Below are 11,641 nucleotides of genomic sequence, written 5' to 3'. Positions count from 1 at the left end.
TAACGACGGCAGCGTCAGATCTGTATAAGAGACAGGGATGTCCCCCTCCCCCCTATTGCGCCGGCAGGATGCGCTTGCCGGTGCGCGCGGCGTCGTCATAGACGCGGGTGTCGCCCGGCTTCAGGGAATAGCAGGTGTCGGCGATCACCGGCCGGCCCGCCGCCAGAAGCTGGCTCACGGTGGCGAAGCGGTAGCCCTTGGCCCGCAGCGCCGGGATCAGGATCCTGAGCGCCTCGGCGGTATGCTTGCCGCGCCCGTTGGCGTGCATGAGCACGATGGAGCCGGGGCGGATGGCGCGCAGCATGTCGTCGGCCATGCCCTTGGCGCCGATGAAGGCGGGATCGCCCGAATCCACGTCCCACTGGATGGCGAGGTGGCCGGTGTCGTTCACATAATTCAGCGATTCGGCGCTGCATGAGCCGTAGGGAAAGCGGAACAAGGCGGCGCCGCCGGTCGCCTGCGCCGGTGCGCTCGGCAGCATGCAGCCCTTGGCCTGAACCTCGGTGCGGCGCAGGGCCAGGGCCACGTCCGCGTCGTCCACCTGCCGGCGCATGGCATCCCCGGTGCGCACGGTGAGGTTGGCATGGGACCAGGTGTGGTTGCCCATCTCGAACGTGTGGTCGGCGGTGAGCTGGTCGCCGCGCTCGGCGTGACTCATCAGCCACTTGCCGCCGGCGAAGAAGGTGGCGGCGACATTTTCGGCCCGCAGGTAATCCACCAGGGCGCCGTCGTAGCCGGAAATCTCTGCTGACGCCTCGCACAGGTCGAAGGTGAGGGCGACCAGCTTTTCCCCCGGCGGCAGCTCCACCCGGCGGATGGAGCCGCGCAGGGCCGCCGGCACCGGGGGCAGGGTGGGCGTCGCCACATCGGGCAGGTTCAGCGGCACGCCGGCGCGCGGGCGCACGATCTCTTCGCCGGGCCTCGCCGCCAGCGCCGCGGGCGAATAGCAGGCCGGCCCCGCCGCCGGACCGGCCAGTACCGGATGGACGAGGGCGGGCAGCAGAAGGAGCGCGAGAGGCAAGGCGGATCGGACGGACACGGCAGGCTCGACAGGTGCGAAGGATCGGGCTTCGGCATAGGCCGGTCCGCCGCCCTTGGCCAGAGCGGGCCGCTCACGAGCTGTTGCGCGCGGAAACATCAGCGCGAGCATGGCCGGGGATCAACAGATTCCATTTGAGAAGGGCGCGGCGGCAGGCTAACCGGCGGGACGGCGTGCGCCCACCATCGGACGGCCCTGATCGCAGGATCAAAAGCCCATGAACCTCCTCTCCATCCAGTCCCATGTCGCCTACGGCCATGTGGGCAATGCCTCCGCCGTGTTCCCGCTCCAGCGGCTCGGGGTGGAGGTGTGGGCCATCAACACCGTGCAATTCTCCAACCACACCGGCTACGGGGCGTGGCGGGGGCAGGTGTTCGACGCGGCCGTCATCGGCGAGCTGGTGGAGGGCATCACCGAGCGCGGGGTGCTGTCGCGCTGCGACGGCGTGCTCTCCGGCTACATGGGCTCGGCGGACATCGGCGCCGCCATCCTCGATACGGTGGCGCGGGTGAAGGCGGCCAACCGCAATGCCGCCTATTGCTGCGATCCGGTGATCGGCGATGTGGGCCGCGGCATCTTCGTGCGCCCGGGCATCCCCGAGCTGATGCGCGATCTGGCGGTGCCGGCGGCGGACGTGATCACCCCCAACCAGTTCGAGCTGGAGCTGCTCTCGGGCCGCGCCTGCGCCTTCCTCGACGATGCCATCGCCGCCTGCGATGCCCTGCACGCCCGCGGGCCGAAGGTGATTCTGGTCACCAGCCTCAATGTGGCGGAGACGCCGCCCGATTGCATCGACCTGATCGCCTCGGGGCCGGACGGGCGCTTCCTGGTGCGCACGCCGCGCCTCGCGGTCTCGCTCAACGGGGCAGGGGACGCCATCGCCGCTTTGTTCTTCTTCCACGCCCTGCGCACGGGATCGACCCGTGAGGCGGTTTCCGCTGCCGCATCCTCCATTTACGGGGTGCTGGAGCGGACGGAAAAAGCACAGTCTCGAGAATTGCTGCTGGTGGAGGCCCAGGACGAGTTCGTGCGGCCCTCCCGGCTCTTTCCCGCCTCGGTGATCTGAGGCAAAAATGTGGCAGCCAGACCGTGGCTGCCATGACCCGGAAGACGCCGTGCGCAGAGGCGCGCGGCGGCCACTGAAACCTTTCCACTGAGACCTGCAGAGACCTGTTCGTATGCCGCGCCGCTTCGTCACCCTGGATGTGTTCACCTCCCGCCCGTTCGGGGGCAATCCGCTTGCCGTGGTGCTCGACGCCCAGGGGCTCGACGACGCGGCGATGCAGCAGATCTCCCGCGAGTTCAACGTCTCCGAGACGGTGTTCGTGCTGCCGCCGAAGAATCCGGCCAACCGGGCGCGCATCCGCATCTTCTCGGTGGCCCACGAGATGCCGTTCGCCGGCCATCCCACGGTCGGGGCGGCGGTGCTGCTGGCGCTGGAAGACAAGCTGGTCAAGGGCACCTTGAAGATCGAGGAGCCCATCGGCACCGTCACCTGCGAGGTGACCACGCTGGGCGCGGGCTCGCGCAAGGGGGCGGCGGTGTTCACCGCGCCGCGCAAGGGCGAGCTGGAGGAAGTGGACATCTCCCGCGCCGCCTGCGCCGAGGCGCTGAACCTGGATGAGAGCGACATCGGCTTTGACGCCCACCGCCCGGTGGTGGCCTCGGCCGGCGTGCCGTTCCTGTTCGTGCCGCTGGCGAACCTTACGGCGCTCGCCCGTGCCCGGCCGGACGAGGCGGCCTTCATCAATTCCCTGGGCGGTTTCGGCGAGGCGCTCTACCTCTACACCCTGGACGAGGAGGGCGACGCCGACTTCCGCGCCCGCATGTTCTCCCCCGGCCTCGGCACCGAGGAGGACCCGGCCACCGGTGCCGCCGCCGCCGCCTTCCCCAGCGTCCTGCTCGACGCCGAGAACCGGGTGGACGGTCACCACAAGGTGCGCATCGACCAGGGCTTCGAGATGGGCCGCCCCAGCCGGCTTGACCTCGGCTTCACGGTGAAGGGCGGCCAGGTGCTGGACGCCACCATCGGCGGCTCCGCCGTGGTGATCACCGAAGGGGTGCTCCACATCTGAGCCTTATCAATATGTGGATTTGACAGAACTCACGGAAGACGTGGGGAATAGCGTGCAGTCTGACCTTGGCGGGGGCGGGATCGCTCCTATGTGTGCTGCATCGCAACACTCCCACTGGCTCTTCCGGAGGGTATCCTCATGAGCGCGCCCACCTTGTTCGACAGCTTCCACCTCGGCGACATGACCCTGCCCAACCGCATCGTCATGGCCCCCCTGACCCGCAATCGCGCCGGCGCCGGCTTCGTGCCGAGACCGCTGGCGGCTGAATATTACGCCCAGCGCGCCGATGCCGGCCTGCTCATCACCGAGGCCTCGCAGATCTCCCAGCAGGGCCAAGGCTATCAGGACACCCCCGGCATCTACACCGACGCCCAGGTCGAGGGCTGGAAGGCCGTGACCGACGCCGTGCATGCGCGCGGCGGGCGCATCGTCATCCAGCTCTGGCACGTGGGCCGGGTCTCGCACACCTCGCTGCAGCCGAACGGCGGTGCGCCGGTGGCGCCCTCCGCCATCCCGGCCGCGACCAAGACCTTCGTGAACAACGGCTTCGCCGACACCTCCGAGCCCCGCGCGCTGGAGCGCTCCGAGATCGCCGGCATTCTTGAGGATTACCGCCGCGCCGCCGCCAATTCCATCGCCGCCGGCTTCGACGGGGTGGAGATCCACGGCGCCAACGGCTACCTCATCGACCAGTTCCTGAAGGATGGCGCCAACCAGCGCACCGACGATTACGGCGGCTCCATCGAGAACCGCGCCCGCTTCCTGCTGGAGGTGGTGGACACCATCGTCGCCGAGATCGGCGCCAACCGCACCGGCCTGCGCCTCTCGCCCGTATCGCCGGCCAACGGCATCAGCGACAGCAACCCGCAGGCCCTCTTCAACCACGTGGCGGAGCAGCTGGAAAAGCGCCACCTGCTCTACATCCACGTGGTGGAAGGCGCCACCGGCGGCCCGCGCGACGTGGCGCCGGACTTCTCCTTCGAGGAGCTGCGCAAGCGCTTCACCGGCCCGTGGATGGTGAACAACGGCTACGACCTGGAGCTGGCCCAGAGCGTGATCGGCGCGGGCAAGGCCGACCTCGTGGCCTTCGGCAAGCCGTTCATCTCCAATCCGGACCTTGTGGAGCGCCTGCACCGCGCTGCGCCCCTGAACGAGCCCGACCGCGACACCTTCTATGGCGGCGGCGCCAAGGGCTATACCGACTATCCCACCCTCGCGGACGCCGCGGCGTGACCACCGACGCCGGCTGGGGTTTCAAATGGAACGTGGACCGGCGCATCGCGCCGGTCCATCGGCTTGAGTTCCGCGCCGACCGGGGCGGCTGGCCGGAGATGGACGCCCGCCGCGCCGAGGTGGAGGCCCATTTCGCCCAAAGGGCGGCGGACAATCCGCATTTGTGGAACGGCCCCATCCTGCTGCTGCGCGATTATGCCTTCGCCGAGGGTGTGCTCTCCGGCGGCTTCCGGCAGACCGATTTTGCCGCCTTCACCTTCTGGCGCGACCAAGGCTGGCGCGACCTCGGCATGGTGAACGCCTTCGCGCTCGCCGCCATCGAGGGCGCCGACGGCGGCTTCATCCTGGGGGTGATGGGGGCGCACACCGCTTCGGCCGGACGCACCTATTTTCCCGGCGGCACCCCCGACCCGTCCGACATCACCGCCGACGGCCGGGTGGACCTCCATGCCTCCATGCTCCGCGAGCTTAAGGAGGAGACCGGCCTTGTGCCCGCCGACATCGCCCGCGACGAAGGCTTCACCGGCCTGTTCGACGGCCCGCGCGTGGCGCTGCTGGGCCGCCTGGTCTTCGACGCCCCGGCCGATGCTCTGGCGGCGCGCATCCGCGCCTTCCTGGCGCGGGAGGAGCAGCCGGAGCTGTGCGACGTGGCGGTGGTGCATTCCGAGGCCGACATCACTCCCCAGATGGCGCCGTTCGCCGTGGACTACATGCGGGCGCGCTGGGCGGAGCGGGGGTAGGCGATCCGTTTGCCGGACCAGCGACGGCAAAGCCGGAGCGCCGATCCGTCATCCAGGATAAGATCCTGCGCAGCAGGCGGAACCCCGCCGTCGCTGGGTCAGGAAGCGCTTGCGGCGGCGTCTTGCGCTTAAGCCCCGGCTCTCCTTGTGCTGATCGCTGCAGTCGGCCGGGGCACGCGTGCCCCCTTGCGCCCGCGCCCTCCCTCCGGTATGAGCTTCCTCCCGATCTATCGAGCGAAGAGTAGAGCGCCCCGTGTCGTCCCGTGCGACCAAGACTGCCGCTTCTGCCCCCCGGACCCTCATGGTTCCGGGCAACGCTCTGATTCTGCGCGCGCTCCTTCTCCTTAGCCGCCCCTGAGGGCCGGCCGGGCTTTGCCTGGGCACTCAGGGGACACGCCGCCGCCGGGTTGAAGACCCGGCGCCCGTTTCGGCTTATGATCCGGCAAAACCGCGCCCGACCGATGAAGGGCCCCGCCGGACCGCCAGAAGGACCGTTCCGATGACCGACACTTCCTCTGCCCCCGTCTCCGGGAAGCCCGTATCCGACCGAGACCGCGTCATCATCTTCGACACCACCCTGCGCGACGGCGAGCAGTGCCCCGGCGCCTCCATGACCTTCGAGGAGAAGCTGGAAGTGGCCGCGCTCCTCGACGAGATGGGCGTGGACGTGATCGAGGCCGGCTTCCCCATCGCCTCCATCGGCGATTTCGAGAGCGTGGCGGAGATCGCCCGCCGGGCGAAGAACGCCACCATCGCCGGCCTCTCCCGCGCCGCGCTCAACGATATCGACCGCTGCGCCGAGGCGGTGAAGCATGCCAAGCGCGGGCGTATCCACACCTTCCTGTCCACCTCGCCGGTGCACATGAAGTACAAGCTCCAGAAGCAGCCCCACGAGGTGCTGGAGATGGTGGTGGCCTCCGTCACCCGCGCCCGCAACCATGTGGAGGACGTGGAGTGGTCGTCCGAGGACGGCACCCGCACCGAGATCGATTTCCTGTGCCGCTGCGTGGAAGCCGCCATCAAGGCCGGCGCCACCACCATCAACATCCCCGACACCGTGGGCTACACCACCCCGGCCGAGTACCAGGCCCTGTTCCGCACTGTGATCGAGCGCGTGCCGAACTCGGACAAGGCCATCTTCTCGGTGCATTGCCACGACGACCTCGGCATGGCGGTGGCCAATTCGCTGGCTGGCCTTGCCGGCGGCGCGCGGCAGATCGAATGCACCGTCAACGGCATCGGCGAGCGCGCGGGCAATGCGCCGCTCGAAGAGGTGGTGATGGCCATCGAGACCCGCTCGGACGTGTTGCCCTATCGCTCCGGCATCAACACCAGGATGTTGACGCGCGCCTCCAAGCTGGTGTCGGCGGTGACCTCCTTCCCGGTGCAGTACAACAAGGCCATCGTGGGCCGGAACGCCTTCGCCCACGAGAGCGGCATCCACCAGGATGGCATGCTCAAGCACACCCAGACCTATGAAATCATGACGCCGGAAAGCGTGGGCGTCTCCAAGACCTCGCTGGTCATGGGCAAGCATTCGGGTCGCGCCGCCTTCCGCGACAAGCTCAAGACCATGGGCTACGAACTGGGCGAGAATGCCTTGAACGACGCCTTCACCCGCTTCAAGGACCTCGCCGACCGCAAGAAGGTGGTCTACGACGAGGATATCGAGGCGCTGGTGGACCAGGGCATCGCCGCCGCCTACGATCGCATCAAGCTCATCTCCCTGTCGGTCATCGCCGGCACCCGCGGGCCGCAACGCGCCACCATGCGGCTGGAGGTGGACGGCGTGGTGAAGACCGAGGAGGCCGAGGGCAACGGCCCGGTGGATGCCACCTTCAACGCCATCAAGGCGCTGGTGCCCCACCAGGTGAAGCTCGACCTCTACCAGGTCCACGCCGTGACCGAGGGCACCGACGCCCAGGCGGAAGTCTCGGTGCGGCTGGAAGAGAACGGCAAGGCCGTGACCGCCCGGGCGGCGGACCCGGATACGCTGGTCGCCTCCGCGCAGGCCTACATCACCGCGCTCAACAAGCTGCACATGAAGCGCCAGACCATGAACCCGCAGAGCGCCGTCGGCTGATCCGGCGCTCCATCGTAAGAGACAGCACGTCGCTGCCCCAATTGGAAAGGCCGCCCGGTTGGGCGGCCTTTTTTCTTTGGCCGGCGAGACGGCGCAAACAGGATTCGCCGCCGGTGCGCCGTGCCCGGCGCAGGCCCGGCGCCGCGAAAATTGCACGACGCCTTCGGTCCGGATTCATACATTGCGCTGCCGCATGACGGTGGCAACAATATCGATCCATTCCAATGCATTGGTCCAGATTGTGCGGTGCGCTCCGGCGCCGTGGCGGCAGGTCTCGCGCCGGTCTCGATGCCGGAGCGGCATCCTCATGGGTAGGTTACCTCCATTTCGGACTTGACGCTTGCCGCTACGCGACCTTCAAAAGAGAGAAGGGTGTTCGTCAGAAACGCCCTCAAGGAGGAAACCCGATGCGCATTCTGTCAGCGGCGCTGGCCTTCGCGGCCGCGCTCGGACTTTCGACCGGAACGGCCACCGTCGCCGGCGCCCAGGCCTATCCCAGCCGTCCCATCACCATGGTGGTGCCCTTCGCCGCCGGCGGGCCCACCGACACGGTGGCCCGGCTGGTAGCCGAATCCATGTCCAAGTCGCTCGGCCAGCAGGTGATCGTGGAGAATGTGGGCGGCGCCGGCGGCACCCGTGGCGCGGGCCAGGTGGCCAAGGCCGCGCCGGATGGATACACGATCCTCCTCCACCATATCGGCCACGCCACCGCCGCCAGCCTCTACCGCAAGCTGCCCTATAACCCCGCCACCGATTTCGAGGCGGTGGGCCTCGTCACCGCCGTGCCCATGACCCTCATCGCCAAGAACGGCTTCGCCCCCAAGACCATGGCCGAGGTGGTTGAGTTCGTGAAGGTGAACAAGGACAAGGTGACCTACGGCAATGCGGGCGTCGGCTCGGCCTCGCACCTGTGCGGCATGCTGCTGATGTCCTCCATGGGCGCGCAGATGACCACCGTCCCCTATCAGGGCACGGGCCCGGCCATGAACGACCTCGTGGGCGGCCAGATCGACCTCATGTGCGACCAGACCACCAACACCACCGGCCAGATCAAGGGCGGCAAGGTGAAGGTCTATGGCGTCACCACCAAGGACCGCGTGCCGTCGCTGCCCGACGTGCCCACCATGCAGGAAAGCGGCCTCAAGGACTTCGAGGTGGCGGTCTGGCACAGCGTCTATGTGCCCAAGGGCACGCCGAAGGACATCGTGGACAAGCTGAACGCCGCCATCAGCACGGCGCTGGATGATCCCAAGGTGATCGCCCGCTTCGCCGACCTCGGCACCGAGCCGGAGCCCAAGGACCGCCGCAGCCCGGCCTTCCACAAGGACTTCGTGATCGCCGAGATCGCCAAGTGGAAGCCCATCATCCAGTCCGCCGGCGTCTACGCCGACTGATCGGCCTCCAAACCTCAGGCAAGAGCACGCGTCAGAGGCAAGAGAACGCGACACCCGATCAGATTGCGGTGCCATCTGATCGGTGCTCCAAGCCGGAGTCTTCCGGCAGATGGCGCAGTCGCCGCCCGGATCAAGCCCCCGACGCTGAAGGCCGGCGCCGACCGGCCAGAACCCAACAAGAACAGACGGCCGGACCGGCCGCCGAACGTTCCGCCCGGTGGAAGCTCCTCCGGGCGGTCCCGTCCCGGCATCCGCGTGCCCGGCCGCACCCTCACCTTCCACGCCGCCGCGAGGGGCTCATGCACATCATCCGCAATCCCAGGGACGTCCTTTCGGGCCTTCTGTTCATCGTCCTTGCGCTGCTGTTCGCCTGGCAGACGCAGGAACTGCCCATGGGCACCGCGGTGCGCATGGGGCCGGGCTTCTTCCCGCTGCTGCTTGCCATCCTGCTGGGGGGGCTGGGGCTGATCGTGCTCGTCAACGGCCTGCGCTTTCCCGGCGAGATGCCGAGCGGCATCGCCTGGCGGGCGCTCGGCATCATCACCTTCGCCGTCCTGTTCTTCGGCTTCGCGGTGCGCCCGCTCGGCTTCCTGCCGGCGCTCGCCATCTCGGTGTTCGTCTCGGCGCTGGCGAGCCGCAAGTTCCATGTGGTGACCGCTTTCGCCATCACGGCGGCGATGGCGGTGTTCGCCTGGGGGGTGTTCATCAAGGGCCTGGGCCTGCCGCTGCCGCTGCTCGGCCCGTGGCTCGGCGGCTACTGAGGGGGACGACCATGGAACTCTTTGACAACCTCGCCCTCGGCTTCTCGGTCGCGCTCTCGCTGCAGAATATCCTGTACTGTTTCCTGGGGGTGCTGCTCGGCACCCTCATCGGCGTGCTGCCGGGCCTCGGGCCCATCGCCACCATCGCCATGCTGCTGCCCATCACCTTCGGGCTGCCGCCGGTGTCGGCGCTGATCATGCTGTCGGGCATCTATTACGGCGCCCAATATGGCGGCTCCACCACTGCCATCCTCATCAACCTGCCGGGCGAATCGTCTTCCGTGGTGACCGCCATCGACGGCCACCAGATGGCGCGGAAGGGCCGCGCCGGGGCGGCGCTGGCCACGGCGGCGCTCGGCTCGTTCTTCGCCGGCACGGTGGCGACCTTCCTGCTCGCGGTGTTCGCCCCGCCGCTGGCGGACCTGGCGCTCCAGTTCGGCCCGCCGGAATATTTCTCGTTGATGGTGCTCGGCCTCATCGCCTCGGTGACGCTGGCGTCGGGCTCGGTGGTGAAGGCCATCGCCATGATCGTGCTGGGCCTGCTGCTGGGCCTGTCCGGGCAGGACATCTACACCGGCGCGCCGCGCTTCACCTTCGACCTGCCCGAGCTTTCCGACGGCTTCGATTTCGTGGCCCTCGCCATGGGCATGTTCGGCATCAGCGAGATCATCCGCAACCTGGAGGACGAGCACCAGCGCTCGCTGGTGGCGGCCAAGGTGAAGAGCCTGATGCTGACGAAGGACGAGTTCAAGCGCATCATCGGCCCGGTGCTGCGCGGCACGGCGCTGGGCTCCTTCCTGGGCATCCTGCCCGGCGGCGGGGCGATGCTGTCTTCCTTCGCGTCCTATTCCATCGAGAAGAAGATCTCGAAGACCCCGCGGGAGTTCGGGCGCGGCGCCATCGAGGGCGTGGCCGGGCCGGAGAGCGCCAACAATGCCGGCGCGCAGACCTCCTTCATCCCCATGCTGACCCTGGGCATCCCCTCCAACCCGGTGATGGCGCTGATGATCGGCGCGCTGATCATCCAGGGCATCACGCCCGGGCCGAACGTGGTCACCGAGAAGCCGGACCTGTTCTGGGGCGTCATCGCCTCCATGTGGATCGGCAATTTCATGCTGGTGCTGCTGAACCTGCCGCTGATCGGGCTGTGGGTGCGGCTCTTGACCGTGCCGTACCACGTGATGTTCCCGGCCATCATCGCGTTCTGCTGCATCGGTGTTTACAGCGTGAACAACAATACGTTCGACGTCTATTCCATGGCCCTGTTCGGGGTGCTCGGCTACGCGCTGGTGAAGCTTGACTGCGAGCCGGCGCCGCTGCTGCTGGGCTTCGTCATCGGCCCCATGCTGGAGGAATATCTGCGCCGCGCCATGCTGATCTCGCGCGGCGATCCCTTGGTGTTCGTGACGCGGCCGATCTCCGCGATCCTGCTGGGGCTGGCGCTGGCGGCGCTGGTGGTCGTGCTGCTGCCTTCGGTGCAGAAGACCCGCGAGGAGGCCTTCAAGGAATAGCCGGGAGGACGAGGGGAGGGGCGCACTTCCGCAGCGGGCGCGACGTGCCTGTGGAAAAACCGTCCCTCCCGCTCTTGCCAGCCCCGAACGCATTTGCTACACGGACGCCTCCTTCCGGGGGCACCCCAGGAACGGGCGCATAGCTCAGTTGGTAGAGCAGCTGACTCTTAATCAGCGGGTCCTAGGTTCGAGCCCTAGTGCGCCCACCACTTAAATCAAAGACTTAAGGCGGTTTCACCGTTTCAGTTTCGAGAACTGAAACGGTTTTCGCACCGGTTTTCGCCGAAGTCTGCGATCTGACCGCATTGGGTGCGTGTCTCCACTAAATAATCTGCATTCGGCTATGGCTTGGACGAGGGACGATTTGTTCGTGACTCGCCTGGAGCCATCGCGGAAGCGAACCATCCGGTCAGCACTGGCGCGGCCTTACCTTCGTGGACCACGCCGGTGCCGTTCGGAAGCAAAAGGGGCACGGCATCGGGCCTAACCTTCCCGTGTCCTCCTTCATCGACTGGCGTGTGGCCACGCTGTCCGTCGTAGCCATGCTCGCCATGTTCCGGCTCAGGCTCGGGATGCGCGCGATCCTGATGTCATGTGGTGTGGCAGGGATAGCCCTCTCAGCCTTGGGCTGAGCGTAGTCAAATCCGCTGCCACCGTGGCTGACCTGTCCAAAAATGTGGAGGGCACGACGGCGAGCCTGTCGAAATGGGATGCCATTTGAGGCAATCTTCGACGAGACGTCCGAGCCTGTGCGCAGAGGCCCCAAAGCCGCCAGCGGATTTTGCTGAACCAGCATTTCCCTGGA

At 67.5% G+C, this 11,641-nt stretch carries 9 protein-coding genes and 1 tRNA gene; 9 read left to right on the top strand and 1 reads right to left on the bottom strand.

Annotated features, from left to right (window positions below; all coding sequences use genetic code 11):
* Positions 1 to 52: 52 nt before the first annotated feature.
* A complete protein-coding gene (locus K9U41_RS09920; RefSeq protein WP_282640676.1) occupies positions 53 to 1,039 on the bottom strand; it encodes a polysaccharide deacetylase family protein in 987 nt (328 codons plus the stop codon).
* Between the two features lie 217 nt (positions 1,040 to 1,256).
* Here K9U41_RS09920 and pdxY point away from each other — a divergent pair, with 217 nt between their 5' ends.
* From pdxY to K9U41_RS09875, 9 genes are all read left to right on the top strand, one after another.
* Complete coding sequence (gene pdxY / locus K9U41_RS09915; protein ID WP_282640675.1) at positions 1,257 to 2,105, top strand: pyridoxal kinase PdxY; 849 nt, start codon at positions 1,257 to 1,259, stop codon at positions 2,103 to 2,105.
* Between the two features lie 112 nt (positions 2,106 to 2,217).
* Complete coding sequence (locus K9U41_RS09910; protein ID WP_282640674.1) at positions 2,218 to 3,114, top strand: PhzF family phenazine biosynthesis protein; 897 nt, start codon at positions 2,218 to 2,220, stop codon at positions 3,112 to 3,114.
* A gap of 138 nt (positions 3,115 to 3,252) precedes the next feature.
* Positions 3,253 to 4,347, top strand: coding sequence for an alkene reductase (locus tag K9U41_RS09905; protein WP_282640673.1), 1,095 nt, complete (start codon positions 3,253 to 3,255; stop codon positions 4,345 to 4,347).
* Positions 4,344 to 5,087, top strand: coding sequence for an NUDIX hydrolase (locus K9U41_RS09900; RefSeq protein ID WP_282640672.1), 744 nt, complete (start codon positions 4,344 to 4,346; stop codon positions 5,085 to 5,087). The genes K9U41_RS09905 and K9U41_RS09900 overlap by 4 nt, the downstream gene beginning before the upstream one ends.
* Positions 5,088 to 5,586: 499 nt before the next feature.
* Positions 5,587 to 7,170 (top strand): 2-isopropylmalate synthase, encoded by a 1,584-nt coding sequence (locus K9U41_RS09895; RefSeq protein WP_282640671.1) that lies wholly within the window; start codon positions 5,587 to 5,589, stop codon positions 7,168 to 7,170.
* A gap of 407 nt (positions 7,171 to 7,577) precedes the next feature.
* The gene (locus K9U41_RS09890) at positions 7,578 to 8,564 is read left to right on the top strand and encodes a tripartite tricarboxylate transporter substrate binding protein BugD (protein WP_282640670.1); all 987 of its coding nucleotides are present in this window, start codon (positions 7,578 to 7,580) and stop codon (positions 8,562 to 8,564) included.
* A 299-nt stretch (positions 8,565 to 8,863) separates the two neighbouring features.
* Positions 8,864 to 9,325 carry a tripartite tricarboxylate transporter TctB family protein gene (locus tag K9U41_RS09885; RefSeq protein WP_282640669.1) on the top strand — a complete coding sequence of 154 codons (462 nt, stop codon included), beginning with the start codon at positions 8,864 to 8,866 and terminating at the stop codon, positions 9,323 to 9,325.
* Positions 9,326 to 9,336: 11 nt separating this feature from the next.
* Positions 9,337 to 10,836, top strand: coding sequence for a tripartite tricarboxylate transporter permease (locus K9U41_RS09880; protein ID WP_282640668.1), 1,500 nt, complete (start codon positions 9,337 to 9,339; stop codon positions 10,834 to 10,836).
* Positions 10,837 to 10,969: 133 nt separating this feature from the next.
* Positions 10,970 to 11,045: transfer RNA gene (locus tag K9U41_RS09875), tRNA-Lys, on the top strand.
* The last annotated feature ends 596 nt before the right edge of the window (positions 11,046 to 11,641 follow it).

Origin of the sequence: Xanthobacter autotrophicus, assembly GCF_029991245.1 — a bacterium.
Lineage (GTDB): Bacteria > Pseudomonadota > Alphaproteobacteria > Rhizobiales > Xanthobacteraceae > Xanthobacter > Xanthobacter autotrophicus_C.
Note: the sequence above shows the minus strand (reverse complement) of the source record. Positions and strands in the feature narration are given on the sequence as shown.

Excerpts from the sequence above, each read along its gene's own strand:
- K9U41_RS09890 (WP_282640670.1), top strand. The coding sequence starts at position 7,578 with ATGCGCATTCTGTCAGCGGCGCTGGCCTTCGCGGCCGCGCTCGGACTT.
- K9U41_RS09905 (WP_282640673.1), top strand. The coding sequence starts at position 3,253 with ATGAGCGCGCCCACCTTGTTCGACAGCTTCCACCTCGGCGACATGACC.
- K9U41_RS09895 (WP_282640671.1), top strand. The coding sequence starts at position 5,587 with ATGACCGACACTTCCTCTGCCCCCGTCTCCGGGAAGCCCGTATCCGAC.
- K9U41_RS09880 (WP_282640668.1), top strand. The coding sequence starts at position 9,337 with ATGGAACTCTTTGACAACCTCGCCCTCGGCTTCTCGGTCGCGCTCTCG.
- pdxY (WP_282640675.1), top strand. The coding sequence starts at position 1,257 with ATGAACCTCCTCTCCATCCAGTCCCATGTCGCCTACGGCCATGTGGGC.
- K9U41_RS09910 (WP_282640674.1), top strand. The coding sequence starts at position 2,218 with ATGCCGCGCCGCTTCGTCACCCTGGATGTGTTCACCTCCCGCCCGTTC.
- K9U41_RS09885 (WP_282640669.1), top strand. The coding sequence starts at position 8,864 with ATGCACATCATCCGCAATCCCAGGGACGTCCTTTCGGGCCTTCTGTTC.